Source organism: Ruegeria sp. BHSA191, assembly GCF_059613325.1.
Window position 1 is genome coordinate 122,240 of sequence record NZ_JBXWSH010000007.1, and the last position, 18,122, is coordinate 140,361.

17 protein-coding genes are annotated in these 18,122 nt (G+C 61.3%); 5 read left to right on the forward strand and 12 right to left on the reverse strand.

The genetic code is table 11. The annotated features are described in order from the left end of the window. Positions 1-4 precede the first annotated feature (4 nt). The 7 genes from AC2FNS_RS09785 to AC2FNS_RS09815 form a co-directional block, all read right to left on the reverse strand. Positions 5-1,453 (reverse strand): TadA family conjugal transfer-associated ATPase, encoded by a 1,449-nt coding sequence (locus AC2FNS_RS09785; protein WP_496681403.1) that lies wholly within the window; start codon positions 1,451-1,453, stop codon positions 5-7. A 27-nt stretch (positions 1,454-1,480) separates the two neighbouring features. Next, the gene (locus AC2FNS_RS09790; RefSeq protein WP_496711364.1) at positions 1,481-2,716 is read right to left on the reverse strand and encodes a CpaE/TadZ family protein; all 1,236 of its coding nucleotides are present in this window, start codon (positions 2,714-2,716) and stop codon (positions 1,481-1,483) included. A gap of 198 nt (positions 2,717-2,914) precedes the next feature. Then, positions 2,915-3,544, reverse strand: coding sequence for an OmpA family protein (locus AC2FNS_RS09795; RefSeq protein ID WP_496681407.1), 630 nt, complete (start codon positions 3,542-3,544; stop codon positions 2,915-2,917). A 16-nt stretch (positions 3,545-3,560) separates the two neighbouring features. Continuing rightward, a complete protein-coding gene (locus AC2FNS_RS09800; protein ID WP_496711365.1) occupies positions 3,561-4,970 on the reverse strand; it encodes a type II and III secretion system protein family protein in 1,410 nt (469 codons plus the stop codon). Between the two features lie 207 nt (positions 4,971-5,177). Next, positions 5,178-6,059 (reverse strand): Flp pilus assembly protein CpaB, encoded by an 882-nt coding sequence (gene cpaB, locus AC2FNS_RS09805; protein ID WP_496681410.1) that lies wholly within the window; start codon positions 6,057-6,059, stop codon positions 5,178-5,180. Positions 6,060-6,291: 232 nt separating this feature from the next. Next, positions 6,292-6,528 carry a Flp family type IVb pilin gene (locus tag AC2FNS_RS09810; RefSeq protein ID WP_496711366.1) on the reverse strand — a complete coding sequence of 79 codons (237 nt, stop codon included), beginning with the start codon at positions 6,526-6,528 and terminating at the stop codon, positions 6,292-6,294. 227 nt (positions 6,529-6,755) lie between these two features. Next, positions 6,756-6,998: a Flp family type IVb pilin gene (locus tag AC2FNS_RS09815; protein WP_496681414.1), complete on the reverse strand. Its 243-nt coding sequence runs from the start codon at positions 6,996-6,998 to the stop codon at positions 6,756-6,758. A 352-nt stretch (positions 6,999-7,350) separates the two neighbouring features. Between AC2FNS_RS09815 and AC2FNS_RS09820 the strand changes: the two genes are divergently transcribed. Further along, positions 7,351-8,217: a lytic transglycosylase domain-containing protein gene (locus AC2FNS_RS09820; protein WP_496743389.1), complete on the forward strand. Its 867-nt coding sequence runs from the start codon at positions 7,351-7,353 to the stop codon at positions 8,215-8,217. Between the two features lie 49 nt (positions 8,218-8,266). Here AC2FNS_RS09820 and AC2FNS_RS09825 read toward each other — a convergent pair whose 3' ends face one another. The 5 genes from AC2FNS_RS09825 to tldD all read right to left on the reverse strand — a co-directional run bounded on the left by AC2FNS_RS09825 (position 8,267) and on the right by tldD (position 15,256). Continuing rightward, entirely contained in the window at positions 8,267-8,893 is a 627-nt protein-coding gene (locus tag AC2FNS_RS09825) for a 3-oxoacid CoA-transferase subunit B (protein ID WP_490361858.1), read from the reverse strand. Then, positions 8,893-9,597, reverse strand: a complete 705-nt coding sequence (locus AC2FNS_RS09830) for a CoA transferase subunit A (protein WP_496713086.1) — start codon at positions 9,595-9,597, stop codon at positions 8,893-8,895. Before AC2FNS_RS09830 ends, AC2FNS_RS09825 begins: the two co-directional genes overlap by 1 nt. Before the next feature lie 114 nt (positions 9,598-9,711). Then, positions 9,712-12,327: a type I DNA topoisomerase gene (topA, locus tag AC2FNS_RS09835; RefSeq protein WP_496713084.1), complete on the reverse strand. Its 2,616-nt coding sequence runs from the start codon at positions 12,325-12,327 to the stop codon at positions 9,712-9,714. Between the two features lie 144 nt (positions 12,328-12,471). Further along, positions 12,472-13,608, reverse strand: a complete 1,137-nt coding sequence (gene dprA / locus AC2FNS_RS09840) for a DNA-processing protein DprA (protein WP_496681423.1) — start codon at positions 13,606-13,608, stop codon at positions 12,472-12,474. A 226-nt stretch (positions 13,609-13,834) separates the two neighbouring features. Next, positions 13,835-15,256 (reverse strand): metalloprotease TldD, encoded by a 1,422-nt coding sequence (tldD, locus tag AC2FNS_RS09845; protein WP_496681426.1) that lies wholly within the window; start codon positions 15,254-15,256, stop codon positions 13,835-13,837. 176 nt (positions 15,257-15,432) lie between these two features. Here tldD and coxB point away from each other — a divergent pair, with 176 nt between their 5' ends. The 4 genes from coxB to AC2FNS_RS09865 all read left to right on the forward strand — a co-directional run bounded on the left by coxB (position 15,433) and on the right by AC2FNS_RS09865 (position 18,116). Further along, on the forward strand, positions 15,433-16,344 hold the full coding sequence (gene coxB / locus AC2FNS_RS09850) for a cytochrome c oxidase subunit II (RefSeq protein WP_496681428.1): 912 nt from the start codon (positions 15,433-15,435) through the stop codon (positions 16,342-16,344). A gap of 82 nt (positions 16,345-16,426) precedes the next feature. Next, positions 16,427-17,383 (forward strand): heme o synthase, encoded by a 957-nt coding sequence (cyoE, locus tag AC2FNS_RS09855; protein WP_496713079.1) that lies wholly within the window; start codon positions 16,427-16,429, stop codon positions 17,381-17,383. Further along, on the forward strand, positions 17,380-17,541 hold the full coding sequence (locus AC2FNS_RS09860) for a cytochrome c oxidase system small membrane protein (protein ID WP_496713077.1): 162 nt from the start codon (positions 17,380-17,382) through the stop codon (positions 17,539-17,541). Before cyoE ends, AC2FNS_RS09860 begins: the two co-directional genes overlap by 4 nt. Next, positions 17,541-18,116 (forward strand): cytochrome c oxidase assembly protein, encoded by a 576-nt coding sequence (locus AC2FNS_RS09865; RefSeq protein ID WP_496713075.1) that lies wholly within the window; start codon positions 17,541-17,543, stop codon positions 18,114-18,116. The genes AC2FNS_RS09860 and AC2FNS_RS09865 overlap by 1 nt, the downstream gene beginning before the upstream one ends. The last annotated feature ends 6 nt before the right edge of the window (positions 18,117-18,122 follow it).

The window sequence follows — 18,122 nt, forward strand, 5'->3', positions numbered from 1 at the left end:
TCTCCTACATGGTCGTCGGTTCATAGATCGATGCGGGCAGGTCATACCCCCAAAGACGGAACCGTTCCGAATAGTGGCTGCGTACGCCCGTGGCCGTGAAGTGACCGATGATCTTGTTGTCGGGTGTCAGGCCAACGCGTTGAAAACGAAAGATTTCCTGCATCGAGATCACGTCACCTTCCATGCCTGTAATCTCGGTGATCGAGGTCATGCGGCGCGAGCCGTCCTGCAGGCGGCTGGCCTGCACGATCAGGTTCACGGCGCTTGCGATCTGGCTGCGCACGGCCTTGATCGGCATTTCGATCCCGGCCATCGCGATCATGTTTTCCAGACGCGAGATACCGTCGCGGGCCGAGTTGGCGTGGATCGTGGTCATCGAGCCGTCGTGGCCGGTGTTCATGGCCTGCAACATGTCGATCACCTCGGCGCCGCGTGTCTCGCCGACGATGATGCGGTCGGGGCGCATCCGCAGGGCGTTCTTTAGACAGTCGCGCGGGCTGACTTCGCCCTTGCCTTCCACGTTGGGCGGGCGGCTTTCCATCCGGCCAACATGGGTCTGCTGCAGCTGCAGTTCCGCCGTGTCCTCGATGGTCAGGATGCGTTCGGCATCGTCGATGAAGCTGGACAAAGCGTTCAGCGTGGTGGTCTTACCCGAGCCGGTACCACCCGACACGATGATGTTCAGGCGGGTGGACACCGCGGCCTGAAGATAAGCGGCCATTTCCTCGGTAAAGGCGCCGAATTTCACAAGGTCGTCGATGCTGAGCTTGTCTTTCTTGAATTTCCGGATCGACACCAGCGATCCATCCACCGCGATAGGGGGGACCATTGCGTTGAAACGCGACCCATCTGCCAGGCGGGCGTCGACATAGGGGTTCGACTCATCGACACGCCGGCCCACGGCCGACACGATCTTGTCGATGATCCGCATCAGGTGCTTTTCATCCTTGAAGGTGACGTCGCTCAACTCTAGCTTGCCGAACCGTTCGACAAAGATCTGATGCGGGCCGTTGACCAGAATATCGCTGACCGTGTCGTCCTGCAGCAGCGTTTCCAGAGGACCGAGTCCGGTCACCTCGTCATACAGCTCTTTGTTCAGCTGCGAGCGGTCTTCGCGGTTAAGAACGATGTTCTTGGCTTCCAGGACTTCGCTTGCGATGGCGCTGATCTCGGCCCGAAGTTCCGCCTCGGACGCGTTTTCCAGCGCAGCCAGGTTCAGGTTTTCCAGAAGCTCGCGATGCAGCTCGATCTTGATTTCGCTCAGACGCTCTTTGCGCTTGCGCTCGCGGTCCATTCCCTTGACTTCGCCCTGTTTTTTGACCGCGGGCTTGCGCGCGACGGCCGTCGAAGATGACGGCTGGGCCGAGCTCGCAGGTGCTTCCGGAGACTTGGCGGTCTCGGTCGGCGTGGCCACCGGCTGAGCGGCTGGTTGCTTCTTGTATCGTGAAAACACGGCGGCTCCTCCCCTTGGGGGCTGTGATTATGCGGCCTCGGCGCTGTTGCTGCCGAGGCTGTGCAATGACTGAGCAAGTTTGGCGATTTCCCGACGCAGCGGGTTCTTGGCGGCGGAATTGGCCAGCGGCAATCCGTGATCGCCGGCCTGAAGAACCGGTTTGCCACCATCCGGCAGCTGCAGGTCGATTGAAATGCCCAGGCTTTCGCCCATGCGCTTGACCCGGCTCTTGCCATTGAGATCGGTGAATTTCGGCGCGCGGTTCAGCGCGAAACGCAACTTGTTGAAGGGCAGTTCCTCGGCCTGAAGCGCCCGCTTGAGACGCAGCGCGTTCTGGGCCGAGCGCATGTCGAGTTCGATTAGGGCGAAATACACATGTGCAGCCTGCAACACCGTTTCGGACCAATGCACCAGCGTCTTGGGCATGTCGATCAGAACGTAGTCATAGTGTTTGCGGGCCATGTCGATCACGCGCTGAATATCTTCGGGCGTGAGCAGGTCCAGCGGCACCATGTCCGACGGGGCCGTCAGCACGTCGAGCTTGTCATCAAATTTCTGCAGCGCCTGTGCGAACACGTCATCATCCATGGCGGCGGTGTCCGACAGCATCTCGAACACGGCTTCGCGGCGGGGAAGATCCAGATAGGTCGATACGGTCCCGTACTGAAGATCAAGGTCGATCAGGCAGACCCGAGGGGCATCCTTGCCCGAAACGGTCGCAAGTTCCCAGGCAAGGTTCACCGCCATGGTCGTGGCGCCGACGCCGCCGGCCAATCCTTGAACCACCAGAAGCGCGCCTTCCTTCGGCGACCCGGCCGCCAGCGGCACGGCGGTTGGTTGCGGCACCGGTTCGGGATCGGGCTGGTTCATACGGTCGATGGCTTCTTGCAACTCGTTTTCCGGCAGAGGGTAGGGAACGAACTCGTCCGCCCCCTTGCGCAGCAGTTGATGCAGCGCCGCCGGCGTGACGTCTTCGGCGATCAGAACAACCTTGATGTTTTTGTCCTTGGCCTTCGTGATGATCTCGCCCATCAGCGTCAGATCGTCTTCATCCTCGCCATCGATGGCCAGAGCCACGAATTGAAGGGATTCGGCTTCGGGTTGGTTGAAAAAGGCAAGCGCTTCGGCAAAACCAAGATCACCCCAGCGTTCACCCAGGGCGGTTTCCATGTCCTCGATCAGCAGGTCGAAGTTCTGCACGTCCCGGCTGATCGTACATGCCAGAATGGCGGTATCATCATTTTGCGGCGTGGCGCTCGTCATTAACACAATCCTCGTCGTAGGAGCGCAGCAAACGTCGATACGGTCGAGAATCGTGTGTCGGTTTGCTGTCGCCCTGTTGCGGCCAATTTCGGCCGCAGGTCACCCAATTGTTCACAATGTCGCTTGGAACTGGGGCAAGAATGGGGCGCAAAAAAACCAATTGTAGGGAAACGGGCGACGATGTCGCCCGATTTCTAATTATTGTTCGCTGGTCTCGCCCAGCGCCGTCTCGCGGCTCAACTTGCTCGGGTAGGTCGCGCTTTCGACATACTCGCGATAGATGACCTCGGCATATTTCCCATCCAGGATGTTGGGATGGCGGTCCACAAGGCCGGATACCTCGGTCACGGTGCGCCGGTTGCGGCGGTCGCGATTCGGTGTCGCCACCAAAGGCTTGGTCTTGCCGAACGACACCAACGCCTCGAGGCGCGCGCGTGAGATCCCCTGCTGAACAAGGAAATTCACCGCCGCATTCGCGCGGCGCAGACCCAGGTTGTAGTTGTAGCTCTGCGAGCCGACCGCATCCGTGTGTCCATAGACGCGGAACCGGGCTTCGGGGAACTGTTTGATCCAGTTGGCCTGCTGCAAGAGGATCCGGCGCGCCGACTCGTCCAACTGGGCGCTGTCGAAGGCAAAGTTGATTTGGGTCGGGACCTCGGCCGCGAAGCGCTGAGCCAGGATCTGGCCATAGGACAACTCGCCGTTCATGACCTGAACGTTGTTTAGGGTCGCATTGCCAAAGGCGCCCTGGTCGATCTCGTAGCCGGCTTCTCGGGTGCAGTTGGCAACCGCGACTGCAAGACCCAGTGTGATCATCCACTTTTGCATTGGTCTGTCCTCCCTATCAGTCCAGGACATAGCCGTAGGAGCTGCCGAAATCCTGTTTGGCAACTTCCGACGCCGCGCCGTTGCCCGTGCGCTCGGTGCGGGCTACACGACCATTGACGAAAAGGTCGAATTCGCTTGGCGGTTTGACCCGATCCGTGGGCAAGGCCAGCGCTTCGCCGCGCGTCGGCGACACAAGATGCGCGGTGATGATGATCACCAGTTCGCTCTGCTCGCGCTGGTATTCGGCGCTTCGGAACAACGCGCCCAGCACCGGAACGTCGCCCAGCCAGGGGATCTGATTGCTCAGGTCGGTAAAGTCGTCCTGGATCAGGCCCGCGATCGCAAAACTTTCTCCGTCGCGCAGTTCAACCGTCGTGCTGGTCTGGCGCGTGATGAAACTGGGAACGTTGTCGCCGTTGATGGTGAAGTTCGAGCCGGTGTCGATGCTGGACACCGACGCGGCCATCTCGAGGTTGATCAGGTCACCGTCAACGACCCGCGGCACAAAGTCGATCTCGACGCCGAAGGCCTTGTATTCGATGGCAACCACGCCGTCATCCTGCGGTACGGGAATCGGAACCTCGCCACCGGCGAGGAACGTCGCCTCCTGGCCGGACAGGGCCGACAGGTTCGGTTCGGCCAAGCTGCGGGCCAAGCCTTTGGCTTCCAGCGCTTCGAGCAGCAGGCGAACCTGGGTCGACCCCGCGCCGAAGCCGAACAGGATGGCGCCCGTATTGGACTGGGCCACCGGAATTCTGTTGGCCAAGGCATTGGTCAGGGCGGGCTGGTTGTTCAGAGTGTTGATGCCGCCGGTCACGTCACCGCCGCCAAAGCCCAGTGAGGCTGACAGGTTCTTGGCCACCGAGCGGTTCATTTCGGCAAAGCGGACCTTCAGCATGACCTGCTGCACACCACCGACATTCATCAGGTTCGATACGCGTTCGGGGGCGTAGCGCTCGGCCAGTTCCAGTGCCCGCGCCAGCTTGGCCGAGCTGGAAACCGTGCCAGACAGCACGATCCCGTCATTGGCGGTGCGCACCTCGATCGGTTCGTTTGGCAGAATCTGCCTCAGGCGCTCTTTGAATTCGGTCACGTCCGGTGCGACCCGAACACTCACATTGGTGATCAGATTGCCGGCGCCGTCGAACAAGGTCAGCGTCGTCATGCCGGGCGCCTTGCCCAACACATAGATGGTGCGGTCCGAAAGCGACGAAATATCCGCGATGCCCGCATTCGCGATGCTGAGCTCCGCGAAAGGTGTTTCGCTTTCAACCACGATGGCGCGGTTGATCGGCACATCCAGCGTTTCCGCCGTACCTTTCTTGACCACGCGAAGATTTTCGGCCCAAGCGGCATCGAAGCCGGCCGGGCTCGTAACAAGCGCTACCCCCAAAAGGGTTGCGCCAATCCAGGAACGAAATGTCATGTGACCTGCCTCTCCGATCACCACTCAGTTTTTTGTGGGTCTATTGCCCTATGATGGCGAACTGTGCGCGAATTCGGGTTTTATTGCAATAATCAAGGGTTTCCGGAATTTTCCTTATGTGGAGAATGGGCAACAACCAAAACGAGAGAAGCCGCGCACAAAGCGCGGCTTCATTCCGAATTTGGCTGGCAAGCTATTGAGCAAGCATCAGTTTGTGCAGGGGATCGGCGTCTCTACGATCTGATCGCCCCGGCGGGTCCGAATGGTGCAGACCTTCTCCTCTTGCTTGACCGGAGCTGGTGCGCTCTCCTTGATGCCCAACAGCTTACGCTGGTCCATTTCGATGGCGCTTGCGACGGTTTCATCCTGTACGCCCACCAAAGCCAGCGACAGCCGCCCGGTGTTTTGCGCCTGCGCCAGCGCCGCGATCTGTTCGGGGGTGGCGGCCACCGTCACCGTACGGGCAATGGTCGTGCCCGTCACGTCGGAACCGGCCGTCTGGTCGACGGCGATCAATTCGATATTCGGCTGGATCAGGCGCGTGATCTCGCCGTTCGCGCCCTCGACCGCGCCCCGCAACGACCCGGTCCAGTACACATCGACCACATCCCCGGGGCGCAGGAAGCCCGAAACGCCCGAGGCCACGTCCACACTGATGGCAAAGGCGCGTTTGCCCTTTTCCAGCAACGAGGTCAGGCCGGCTGGTTCACCCGGTTTGGTGATCTTCACCGCCATGATGGCCTCGTCCTTTTCCATCGCACGCAAAACGAACCGCTCGTTCTGGCCCGTTTCGGGGAACAGCGCGGTCATGTCGGTGAACGTGCCTTCGGGAATCGCGTTTTCGGGCCATTCGACCACGCGCACATCCTCGGTGGTCAGCGGTTCACCATATTTCAGTTTGCGAGTCGAGACGATGACGCCCACGGTTGGCACCACGTTGACTTTGGCATTCGCGAGCGCCTCTTGAGCCGCCTGTTTTTCCCGGGCCAGTGCGTTTTGATACTCGGCAATGTAATTTCGGGCCATGTACACCGCGCCACCAGCTAGGGCGACCCCGATGATCAGGACAAGTCCAAAAACAGCTCGCATGCGTTCACCTCTTTATTTTGTTGGTCGCACGTGTATCGGCCCAAACAAGACATTGAAACAGCATATTTGATAAATCGGAATTGTGTCGAAATGTGGGACAAATTCCGGATTTTCGCCAGGGTTGTTGGGGAAACGCTCCAAGTGACGTCCCCGCGCAGCAAAGCGCCGCGCGAAATTCTGTCTGGTCAACCTTGGCAATGCCCGAGACTCACCCGGGAAGTGTTTCGAGGCCTCAACTTCCGCTGGTGCCCGCGGTCACGATTCCGCCGTTCCCTCCAGCGCTGGTGCCAGTGCTGACGGTTGAACCGCTCAAAGCGGTGTCAACGTTGCCACCCATGTTGGTGGTGGCCGTTTGAATGACCAGATATGTCACCATCGACAGTCCCACGACCAGCGCGGTTATGACAACCCAATCAACTGTGACGGCGCCGTCTTCATCGCGAATGAATTTTTTTGCAAAGCGGATCATTGTGTATACCCCTTAACCGTCGGCGTCCCGTGTCTTGCGCGAACCGCGCAGCAGGTGCCGACCATACCGTTGCTTTCGTCTCCTCGTGCAACCCGGCTGCCCGTCCATGGCGGACAGCAGGTTGGCCGGGCGGGGAACTATGCTCGGTTCAACACACGAAGTCCTACGTTATGGTTAAAAAAAAGGCCGCGCCAGTTTGGCGCGGCCCAGAATGCATGTTTCGGGGCTTAGCTGCCGCCGGTGCCGGTGCCTGCGGTGGTGATACCACCGGCTGCGCCGGCGTTGGTGCCGGTCGAAACGGTTGCACCGCTCAGAGCGCTGTTCACGTTGGTGGCCAGGCCGGTCGCGCCGCCCGAGATCTGCGTGTAGGCAACGGTGCCCAGGCCCACGACGGCCGCGGTCAGAACGACCCAGTCAACAGTCACGGCGCCGCTTTCGTCGTTGCGGAATTTCTTGAAGAGCTTGATCATGTTACGTCCCTCCTAAAGGATCACTAAGCTAATAAAACCTCGGGGTCTTTCCAGAGCGTCCTCTCTCAGTCTGCTCATGACCGTCTCGGTATGGCGTTATGTTTGCCTTGCCCGCATGGCAGGATTTGGGCCAAACAGATGATTTTCTTCCGCGCGCTTAACTTTTTAGTCATTTTTCTTTCAACGCGCTGAATTATAACAAAAAAAATTTTCTCATATCTTCGGGGCGGGGAGTATTCCGATGCAAAATTGCGGCAAATGAGGCAAAAACGCCCCAATTCATGTGGTTTTTCTGGCCCGCAGCGCGGATTCGCGTAACAAATCAACGCCAAAAGAAGAAGAGGCAGGTAAGATGAGAATCCCGAGCGTACTGACATGCGCCGGCGTTTTGGCGTTTGCAGCAGCTTTCGTTGCACCGGCCCAGGCCACCGACATCGAACCGCGCGGTGTCTACAAACGGATCAAGGCGCCCAAGCCGGGCACGCGTCCGCATGTCACCGTCCAGATATCGGCCGAGGAACACGCCAAGGCGCCGTCGGCCCCCAGCACGGGCGCCACGCTTGTCGTTCCCGACATCATTGCCCGCACCAAAGTACCGGCGGCCAACCTTCCGCAGATCCAGCCCGAGAAAACGCCCGAAGGTGCATACAAGGCCTTCTGGGCGAGGATTTCGCCTGACATGGCCCAGGCTGGTCCGGGAAGGCTGGATCCAGCGCTTCAGGCGCTGGCAACGGTCGGGGTCGCTTCGCCGCGGCTTCAAACACTGCAGCGCATCGTCGAGCAGCGCGGCGTGGATATCCTGCGCTCGACCGTGGGCACCAAGGTATCGCCCGCTCTGGTGCTGGCGGTGATGTCGGTGGAGTCCGGCGGACGCGAGACGGCCGTCAGCTCGGCCGGGGCGCAGGGGTTGATGCAGCTGATGCCCGCCACCGCCAAGCGGTTCGGGGTGACCGACAGCATGCTGCCGGAGCAGAACATTGCCGGTGGCGTGAAATATCTCGACTGGTTGATGGGAGAGTTCGGGAGCGATCCGATCCTCGTGCTGGCCGGTTACAACGCGGGGGAGGGCGCAGTGCGCAAACACAATGGCGTGCCGCCTTACGCTGAAACCCGCGACTATGTGCCCAAGGTGCTGGCGGCGTTCCAGGTCGCCCGCGCCTTGTGCGCCACACCTCCCGATCTTGTTTCCGACGGTTGCGTGTTTCAGACCATGAAGTGAAAAAGGCCCGCGCAATCGCGGGCCTTTTCAATTCCCAACGCCAACCGGGTCAAGCGACGATGGTCGCCTCGGTCGCCGCGCGCATGTCTTCTTCGGTGACGCCATCGGCCAGTTCTACGATCTTCAGGCCGCCTTCGACGACGTCCAGCACGCCCAGGTTGGTGATGATGCGGTCAACCACGCCCTTGCCGGTCAGCGGCAGGGTGCATTCCTTCAGCACCTTGCTGTCGCCGTGCTTGTTGGTGTGGTCCATCACCACGATGACCCGTCCGACCCCGGCCACCAGGTCCATCGCGCCGCCCATGCCCTTGACCAGCTTGCCCGGAATCATCCAGTTGGCCAGATCGCCCTTCTCGTCGACCTCCATCGCGCCCAAAATCGCCGCCGCGATCTTGCCGCCGCGGATCATGGCAAAAGACGTGGCGCTGTCGAAATAGGCGGTGCGGGGCAGTTCGGTGATGGTCTGCTTGCCAGCGTTGATCAGGTCGGGGTCTTCTTCGCCCTCATAGGGGAAGGGGCCCATGCCCAGCATGCCGTTTTCCGATTGCAGGGTGATGTCCTTGTCGCCCACATAGTTCGCCACCAGCGTCGGAATTCCGATGCCGAGGTTCACATACATGCCGTCTTCCAGTTCCTCGGCCGCACGCGCGGCCATCTGATTGCGATCCCAAGGCATTACGCTTCCTCCTTATTGCGGGTGGTGCGCTGTTCTATGCGCTTCTCGTGCTGACCTTGAATGACCCGGTGCACATAGATGCCGGGCAGGTGGATGCAGTCGGGATCCAGCGAACCGCGCGGCACGATCTCTTCGACCTCGGCCACGCAGATCTTGCCGCAGGTCGCCGCCGGCACGTTGAAGTTGCGGGCGGTCTTGCGGAACACCAAGTTGCCGGTGTCGTCGGCTTTCCATGCCTTGACGATGGCCAGATCGGCAAAGATCCCCTCCTCGAGGATGTAGGTCTCGCCGTTGAACTCCTTGTGCTCCTTGCCCTCGGCGATCACGGTGCCGACGCCGGTCTTCGTATAGAAGCCCGGGATACCCGCGCCGCCGGCGCGCATGCGCTCGGCCAAGGTACCTTGTGGGGTGAATTCCAGCTCAAGCTCGCCCGACAGGTACTGGCGCATGAATTCGGCGTTCTCACCGACATACGAGCTGATCATCTTCTTGACCTGCCGCGTCTGCAGCAGAATGCCGATGCCGAAATCGTCGACGCCTGCGTTGTTCGAGGCAAAGGTCAGATCCTTCACGCCCGACTCCTTGATCGCCTGCAGCAGCAATTCGGGAATGCCGCACAGGCCGAACCCGCCGGCCGCGATCAGCATGCCATCCCGAAGTATCCCATCGAGGGCCTCGGTGGCATTGGCATAGACTTTCTTCATGGAAAACTCCCCCAATGACATGGTGATGGGCAGGTTGTGCCGCCACGTCATTGGGAAGTCAATGAAACCTGCGGGCGGGTGGTATTTCTACCTAACCGCCCGCGGGGGCCTGGATCAGCTGGCTTTCTTCTTGGTGGCTTTCTTCTTGGGCGCGGCCTTTTTGCGGGTGCCTTTCTTGGCCGCCTTCTCATTGACCAGTTCCACCGCCATTTCGGGCGTAACGTCCTCGGGCTTGATGTCCTTGGGCAGGGTCGCGTTGACCTTTTCCCACTTCACATAAGGCCCATAGCGCCCGTCCAGAACCTGGATCGCGCCGCCATCGGGATGCTCGCCCAGTTCCTTCAGCGGTTTGGCCGCAGCCCGTCCCCGCCGCCCGGGGTTGGCGCGCTTTTCCGCCAACAGTTCGACGGCCCGGTTCATGCCGATTTCGAACACGTCGTTGGGATCCTTGAGATTGGCGTAGACCGGCTTCGCCTCGTCCGGTAGCTGGTGCATGATATAGGGACCGAAGCGCCCGAAATTGGCGCTGATCATACCGCCCTCGGGGTGTTCGCCAATCTCGCGCGGCAGGCTCAGAAGGGTCAGCGCCTTCTCAAGGTCCATGGCATCCTTGTTCCAGCCCTTCGGCAAAGAGGCGCGCGGCGGTTTCTTGTTCTCGGGCGTGGCTTCGCCGCGCTGGACATAGGGGCCGAAGCGTCCGGATTTCAGCCAGATCTCATCTTCGCCATCCATGCCCAGCAGACGTTCCTCGCCCTCGGCGCCTTCACCGGCGATGGGGCGGGTATAGGTGCATTCGGGATAGTTCCCGCAGCCCACGAATCCGCCGGTCCGCGAGGTTTTCAGGTGCAGCCGTCCGACCCCGCATTTGGGGCAGATGCGCGGATCCGAGCCATCCTCGCGCGGGGGGTACAGCTGCGGGGCCAGCGCCTCGTCCAGCTTGTCGAGCACTTCTGAAATCCGCAACTCGGACGTCTCGGCGATCGCGGCCGAGAAATCGCGCCAGAACTTGGATAGCAGGTCCTTGTAGTCGCGGGCGCCGGCGCTCACCTCGTCCAGCTGCTCTTCGAGGTTGGCGGTGAATTCATACCCCACATACTGACGGAAGAAATTCAGCAAGAAGATCGTGACGATCCGGCCCTTTTCCTCGGGGATCAGGCGGTTCTTGTCCTTGCGCACGTAACCGCGGTCCTGAATCGTGGTGACGATCGAGGCATAGGTCGAGGGTCGCCCGATACCCAGTTCTTCCATCCGTTTGACCAGGGTCGCCTCGGTATAGCGCGGCGGCGGCTGGGTGTGGTGTTGCAGCGCCAGAACTGCTTGGTTGTCCGACAGGATGGCCTTCTTGTCCGCGCCGTCGGCGGTGGCCTTGTCAAACTGATCCTTCAGCGTGGTCTTGGCAAAGCGCGCCGGATCACCCTGCATGATCTGGGGCAGACGCTTGTCATCCTCGTCCTCGACATCGTCGCGGCCTTCCTCGTAGACGCGCATGAAGCCGTCGAATAGCACGACCTGACCGGTGGCGCGCAGGCCGACCTGACCGTCATCGCTGCCGATTTCGACGGTGGTGCGTTCCAGCCGCGCGGCCGCCATCTGGCAGGCGATCGTACGTTTCCAGATCAGATCGTACAGCTTGCGCTGATCGTCATCCGACAGTTTCACGGCGGCCGCATCCTTGGTCATGTCCGTGGGCCGGATGCATTCGTGCGCTTCCTGCGCGTTCTTGGCCTTGTTCTTGTACATGCGCGGGCTGTCCGGCACGTATTCGGCACCGAACCGGTCCTTGATCGCGTCCCGCGTGGCCGCGACGGCCTCGGGCGCCATGTCGATGCCGTCGGTTCGCATATAGGTAATGTGCCCGGCCTCGTACAAACGCTGGGCCACCTGCATCGTGTGGCGCGCGCCCATACCGAACTTGCGGCTGGCTTCCTGCTGCAGGGTCGAGGTCATGAACGGAGCGCTGGGGTTGCGCGCGGCCGGCTTGGCCTCGACCGAGGTCACGCTCAGCGCGCGGCTGGTGATGGCCTGCACTGCCAGTTCGGCCTGGGTGGCGTTGGCGATGTCATGCTTGTCCAGCTTCTTGCCGGCCAGCGTGACCAGCCGCGCCTCATAGGTTTGGCCGCGCGGCGTTTCGAACAGCGCCTTGACCGACCAGTATTCGACGGGCTTGAACGCCTCGATCTCCATCTCGCGCTCGACGATCAGGCGCAGGCAGACTGATTGCACGCGTCCGGCCGATTTCGCGCCGGGCAGTTTGCGCCACAGAACCGGCGACAGGTTGAAGCCGACCAGATAGTCCAGTGCGCGCCGGGCCAGATAGGCCTCGACCAGAGGCATGTCGACCTCGCGCGGGTTCTGCATCGCCTTGGTCACCGCATCCTTGGTGATGGCGTTGAAGGTCACGCGCCGAACCTCGGTGTCCTTCTTGATCGAGCGGCGTTTGGTCAGCGCCTCCTGCAGGTGCCAGCTGATCGCCTCGCCCTCGCGGTCGGGGTCGGTGGCCAGGATCAGCGCGTTGTCATCCTTGAGCGCATCCGCGATGGCCTTGACGTGTTTGCGGCTGTCGGCGGCGACCTCCCATTTCATGGAAAAATCGTGGTCCGGATCGACCGATCCGTCTTTCGGAGGCAGGTCGCGAACATGGCCGTACGAAGCCAGAACCGTGTAGTCGGGGCCGAGATATTTGTTGATCGTTTTTGCCTTGGCCGGGGATTCTACAACAACTACAGGCATTTAGTCTAAAACCTCGCTCGACGGATTGGGCGGCATGTATGGCCGTGCAAGATGTGGAGGGCAAGGCGGATTTGTCAATGCACTGTATTGCGCGTCCGAATTCCGGTGCGCTGCGAGCCGGTGAAACGACAAACCGAACCCGGGTCAGACGGCCAGAGACAACAGCCCGCCCGCCTGTCTTTGGATGCGCCCCGCCAGCTCCAGTTCGACCAGAATCGGGCCGACGGCGCTGGCCGGAACCTGCACGTCCCGGATCAGTTGGTCTTCGGCCACCGGCGAAGGACCAAGGCGCGACAGGATTATGCCCTGCAAGTCGTCGGTCGAAATCGGATGCACGTGATCCGGAGCGGGCTGCGGGGAAGCGGACGCATCGAACAGATCGGTTGTCTGTGGAGGCAGAGCTTCGATCACGTCGTCGACCGATCGCACCAGCGTGGCGCCTTCGCGGATCAACAGGTTGCACCCCGCCGCGCGCGCGTCGAACGGATGGCCCGGCACGGCCAACACGTCGCGCCCCTGGTCCAGAGCGTCGCGCGCAGTGATCAGACTGCCGGATTTGGCAGCGGCTTCGACCACCACCACCGCCTGCGCCAGGCCCGAGATGATCCGGTTGCGACGGGGAAAATGCCGGGCTTGCGGGGTGACGCCCATGGGCTGTTCGGACAGGCGCAGACCCCGCAGCGCTATATCGCGGGCCAAATCCGTGTTCTCGGCCGGATAGATGACGTCGACACCACCGGCCATCACTGCGACCGTTCCAGATTCCAACGCGGCCTTGTGGGCAGCGGTATCGATTCCCCGCGCCAACCCCGAAACCACGACATAGCCTTGTGCGCCCAGCCCGTCTGCCAGTGCGCGGGCCATCCGTGCGCCCAACGACGAACAGTTCCGAGCCCCGACAAGGGCAATCATCTTCCGATGCAGGATTGACGTATCCCCAATTGCCCAAAGCAGGGGGGGCGCATCGGACAAGTCCGCCAGCATTGAGGGGTAGTCGGCCGAGCCAAGGCACAAAAGCCGCGCTTTGGCGGCTTTTGCGGCCTTGAGCTCTGCCTCGATCACGCCGGGTGGGCATGTTTCATACCCTTTGACTCCGGCAGCGCGTGCCACTTCCGGCAGCGCGGCCAGCGCATTCTGCGCCGAGCCATGTTCGTGCAGCAGGCGCCGGAACGTGGCCGGGCCGACCTTGCGCGAACGCATCAGACGAAGCCAAGAAAACCGGTCCTCTTCCGTGGTGGGTGGGAGTGGGGGGTGAATGGAAGATTGCTGCTCTTCGGTCATCCGTGGCTCCGCCTGATTGCAGAACTGGTTTACGGCTGGCCGGGTTAACAGCGCGTGAATCTCGAAAAATTTTAGGAGTTAAGGCGAGTGTTTCAGGCGTGATTGTCGATATAATATTGAAAAGATAACAAAATTTTTTTTCCTGCCTGGCGTCCGCGCGGGTGCGAAATGTTTGGAAGGGCGGCCCCGGTTAACCGAGCCGAGGCCGCTCCGACATTGATTCGCCTCAGGCGGCAGACCCGCCCACGGTCAGGCCATCCATCAATACTGTGGGTTGGCCCACACCGACCGGAACCCACTGGCCGTCCTTGCCGCAGGTTCCCATGCCCGGATCCAATGCCATGTCGTTGCCCAGACCCCGGATACGCTTCAGCGCCGACGGGCCGTCGCCGATCAGCGTCGCTCCCTTGACCGGGGCGCCGATCTTGCCGTTCTCGACCCGGTAGGCCTCGGTGCAGCTGAACACGAACTTGCCGTTGGTGATGTCGACCTGGCCGCCGCCGAAACCCACGGCCCAGATGCCGTCCTTGATCTCGGCAACCAGATCCGCCGGGTTGGCATCGCCGCCCAGCATGATCGTGTTGGTCATGCGCGGCATTGGCTTGTGCGCATAGCTTTGCCGCCGTCCGTTGCCGGTGGGGGTCACCCCCATCAGGCGCGCATTCTGGCGGTCCTGCATGTAGCCGGTCAGGATCCCGTCCTCGATCAGCACGGTGCGCGAACTGGGCGTGCCCTCATCATCCACGGTGATCGAGCCCCGGCGATCGGGTATGGTCCCGTCATCCACCACGGTCACGCCCTTGGAGGCGATCCGTTGCCCCATCAGCCCGGCGAAGGCCGAACTGCCCTTGCGGTTGAAATCTCCTTCCAAGCCGTGGCCGATCGCCTCGTGCAACAGGATGCCAGGCCAGCCGGGGCCCAGTGCGACTTCCATCACGCCGGCCGGAGCAGGAACGGCGTCAAGGTTGACCAAAGCAATGCGCAAGGCTTCGCGGGCCTTGTCTTGCCAATCGGCCGGATCAATCAGCCCGTCGAGCCCGACCCGTCCGCCGCCGCCGGCCGATCCGCTCTCGCGGCGGCCGTTCTGCTCGACGATGACCGAGACATTGACCCGCGTCATCGGGCGTACGTCGCGCACCAGGGTTCCGTCGGGGCGCAGGATTTCGACCTCCTGAACCGATGCGGCAATCACCGCGCTTACCTGAACAACGCGCGGATCAAGGTCGCGGGCGAAGCTGTCGATCTGGTGCAGGGTCTCGATCTTGACCGGAAAGCTGGCGGATTCGATCGGGTCCTCGTCGGTGTACAGCTTCTTGTTCGTCGCTCGCGGTGAGGCGGCAAGTGTCCCTCCACCATCCCCGACGGCCAGCCGCGCGGTTTCGGCCGCGCGTTTCAATGCCGGGATGGATACGTCGGTAGAATGGGCATATCCTGCCACTTCACCCTGAACCGCCCGCAGGCCGAACCCCTCGGACGCATCGTACGAGGCCGACCGCAGACGACCGTCATCAAAGACAAGAGATTCGGACTTGCGGCGCTCGACGAACAGTTCGCCGTCCTCGGCGCCATCGGTGGCCGACCGCAGCACGGTCAGCGCCTCGTCTTGCGGCAAAACGGTTTCGAACGGGCGAAACGGGGCGTGAGTCATTGGTTGCGGCCTTTCGGATTTGATCCAGATCAAAAATAGCGTCTGTTTGACGCAAGCATTTTGCTTTATCTAGCCCCCGGAATATGGTTTCTAACGCGGCCAAAGACAACGGGAGAGGTGTGACCGATTCACACCTGTTCGCCAGAGACGCAAAGATCAAACGATCAGGACAGAAAATGAAGAATGCTTTGATGCTTTCGGGGGTGTTCGCAGCCCTCTCCAGCCTTCCCGCCATGGCTCAGGACCTTGAGATCATCGGCAAGCCGGTCGACGGCGGCATGGGTTTCCAGCCCGCGGCCACCAGCCTGGCCGAAGGGATTCAACGCCTTGACGGCATGATTCTGGTGATCATCACCGCGATCTGTCTGCTGGTCGCAGGCCTGCTGGTCTATTGCATCGTGCGCTACAACCAGCGTGCAAACCCGACGCCGGCGCGATTCTCGCACTACACCCCGGTCGAGATCGCTTGGACTCTGGGCCCGATCCTGATTCTGGTGTTCATCGGGGCATTCTCGCTGCCGGTTCTGTTCAAGCAGCAGGAAATCCCCGAGGGCGACGTCGTCATCAAGGTGACCGGCAACCAGTGGTACTGGACCTACGAGTATGTCGATCACGAATTTGCCTTCGACAGCTATCTGCTGGGGCACCCTGCCACCTTGGACGAAAGCGCCCGTCCGGCCGATGCCGAAGTCACGCCGTTCGTTCTGGATGACGCGATGCGCGCCAAGCTGGCTGATGCCGGCTACAGCGAGGATGAGTGGCTGCTGGCCACCGACACCGCCGTCGTGGTGCCCGTCAACAAGGTGGTCGTGATGCAGGTCACCGCGGCCGACGTAATCCATTCGTGGACGATTCCGGCCTTTGGCGTCAAGCAGGACGGTATTCCGGGCCGCTTGGCCGAGCTGTGGTTCAAGGCCGACAAGGAAGGCATTTATTTCGGTCAGTGTTCCGAGCTGTGCGGCAAGGACCACGCTTACATGCCGATCACCGTCAAGGTCGTCAGCGAAGAAGCCTATGAGGAATGGCTGAAATCGGCGCAGGAAGAATATGCCGGCCTGCCCGCGTCGTTCCAGATAGCTGCGAACTGACCGCCTTAGGGCCTGAGGCCCGATCGAAACCAAGGACAGGCTGCGCGGGTTTCGCGCAGCTTTCGCACCACAAGGACCTGTCATGACCGACGCGAGCATCAATGCCAGCACACTTGCCGCACAACCCCGTGCGGACGAGGCCGGCTTTGGCGACTATTTCGCGCTGCTCAAGCCGCGGGTGATGTCGCTTGTCGTGTTCACCGCCTTGGTGGGGCTGCTGGCCGCACCTGTGTCCGTGCACCCCTTCGTCGGGTTCTGCGCGATCCTGTTCATCGCCATCGGCGGCGGCGCCTCGGGTGCGCTGAACATGTGGTGGGATGCGGATATCGACAAGGTAATGAAGCGCACCAAGGGTCGTCCGATCCCGTCGGGCAAGGTCGAACCCGGCGAGGCGATGGCGCTGGGCCTTGCCCTGTCGGGCCTGTCGGTGATCATGCTGGGCTTGGCGACCAACTGGTTCGCGGGCGCGTTTCTTGCCTTTACCATCTTTTTCTATGTCGTGATCTACACGATGTGGCTCAAGCGCCTGACACCGCAGAATATCGTGATCGGCGGCGCTGCGGGAGCGTTTCCCCCGGTGATCGGCTGGGTTGCCGCCACGGGTTCGATGACGCTCGAACCGTGGCTGATGTTTGCCCTGACCTTCATGTGGACACCGCCGCATTTCTGGGCGTTGGCGTTGTTCATGCGCTCGGATTATGATGACGCAGGCGTGCCCATGCTGACAGTGACGCATGGACGCCGCGTCACACGGACCCATATCCTAGTCTATACCGCATTGCTGGCCCTGCTGGCCGTGGGCACCGCTTTCTCGGGCATCGGTGGCCCGATTTGCTTGGCTGTGGCCGTAGTTTTGAACGCGCTGTTCCTGCAGGGGGCCTGGGCCATCTCGCGTCGCACCGAAGACGATGCCGAGGCGGACAATTTCAAGGTCGAGCGCAGCTTTTTCAAGCTGTCGCTGCTGTACCTGTTCGTGCATTTCGGCGCGATTCTCGTCGAGGCGTTGCTGAAACCCTACGGGTTGGGAGGCTGGTCATGAGCCTGCGCAAAAGCCATGAGCTGCACCAGCGCCGGTTCGGCCGCAACCTGGGTGTTGGGCTGACGTTGGCGGCGTTCATCGTGATCATCTTCGGCCTGACCATCGTCAAGGTCTCGGGCAGCGATTTCGGTGCGGACATCGAGGAGGTTCAGAACTGATGGCTTTGACCGGACCGCAGAAGACCGTTGCGCAGACCGTTGGTCTGGTTGTTCTGATGGGCAGCTTGGCCTGGGCGGCTGTGCCGTTCTACGACTGGTTCTGCCGGGTCACCGGGTTCGGGGGCACCACCGGAGTGGCTGAGGCCACGCCTGATGAGATCCTCGACCGTGTGGTGACCGTTCGCTTCGACGCGTCCAAGGCCAAAGACATGCCGTGGGAGTTCAAGCCCGTCGAGCGCGAGATGAAGGTGCGTATCGGCGAGACCGGTCTGGCGTTCTACGAGGCGTACAACCCGACGGACAAGCCAGTTGCGGGACAGGCATCGTACAACGTGACGCCCTATTCCGCCGGAGGATACTTCCAGAAAATCGCCTGTTTCTGCTTTGAAGAGCAGGTTCTGGAGCCCGGTGAGCGGGTCGAAATGCCCGTAACTTTCTTCGTCGACCCCGAAATGGTGGAAGACCCCGAAGCTCAGTATGTTCATACGATCACGCTGTCGTATACATTCTACGAAATCGACCTGCCCGAGGGCTATGCCGCCCTTGATGCGCAGGCAGAAACAAACACGAACTAACGCCTG

Excerpts from the sequence above, each read along its gene's own strand:
- AC2FNS_RS09790 (WP_496711364.1), bottom strand. The coding sequence starts at position 2,716 with ATGACGAGCGCCACGCCGCAAAATGATGATACCGCCATTCTGGCATGT.
- AC2FNS_RS09795 (WP_496681407.1), bottom strand. The coding sequence starts at position 3,544 with ATGCAAAAGTGGATGATCACACTGGGTCTTGCAGTCGCGGTTGCCAAC.
- AC2FNS_RS09800 (WP_496711365.1), bottom strand. The coding sequence starts at position 4,970 with ATGACATTTCGTTCCTGGATTGGCGCAACCCTTTTGGGGGTAGCGCTT.
- cpaB (WP_496681410.1), bottom strand. The coding sequence starts at position 6,059 with ATGCGAGCTGTTTTTGGACTTGTCCTGATCATCGGGGTCGCCCTAGCT.
- AC2FNS_RS09810 (WP_496711366.1), bottom strand. The coding sequence starts at position 6,528 with ATGATCCGCTTTGCAAAAAAATTCATTCGCGATGAAGACGGCGCCGTC.
- AC2FNS_RS09815 (WP_496681414.1), bottom strand. The coding sequence starts at position 6,998 with ATGATCAAGCTCTTCAAGAAATTCCGCAACGACGAAAGCGGCGCCGTG.
- AC2FNS_RS09820 (WP_496743389.1), top strand. The coding sequence starts at position 7,351 with ATGAGAATCCCGAGCGTACTGACATGCGCCGGCGTTTTGGCGTTTGCA.
- AC2FNS_RS09825 (WP_490361858.1), bottom strand. The coding sequence starts at position 8,893 with ATGCCTTGGGATCGCAATCAGATGGCCGCGCGTGCGGCCGAGGAACTG.
- AC2FNS_RS09830 (WP_496713086.1), bottom strand. The coding sequence starts at position 9,597 with ATGAAGAAAGTCTATGCCAATGCCACCGAGGCCCTCGATGGGATACTT.
- topA (WP_496713084.1), bottom strand. The coding sequence starts at position 12,327 with ATGCCTGTAGTTGTTGTAGAATCCCCGGCCAAGGCAAAAACGATCAAC.
- dprA (WP_496681423.1), bottom strand. The coding sequence starts at position 13,608 with ATGACCGAAGAGCAGCAATCTTCCATTCACCCCCCACTCCCACCCACC.
- tldD (WP_496681426.1), bottom strand. The coding sequence starts at position 15,256 with ATGACTCACGCCCCGTTTCGCCCGTTCGAAACCGTTTTGCCGCAAGAC.
- coxB (WP_496681428.1), top strand. The coding sequence starts at position 15,433 with ATGAAGAATGCTTTGATGCTTTCGGGGGTGTTCGCAGCCCTCTCCAGC.
- cyoE (WP_496713079.1), top strand. The coding sequence starts at position 16,427 with ATGACCGACGCGAGCATCAATGCCAGCACACTTGCCGCACAACCCCGT.
- AC2FNS_RS09860 (WP_496713077.1), top strand. The coding sequence starts at position 17,380 with ATGAGCCTGCGCAAAAGCCATGAGCTGCACCAGCGCCGGTTCGGCCGC.
- AC2FNS_RS09865 (WP_496713075.1), top strand. The coding sequence starts at position 17,541 with ATGGCTTTGACCGGACCGCAGAAGACCGTTGCGCAGACCGTTGGTCTG.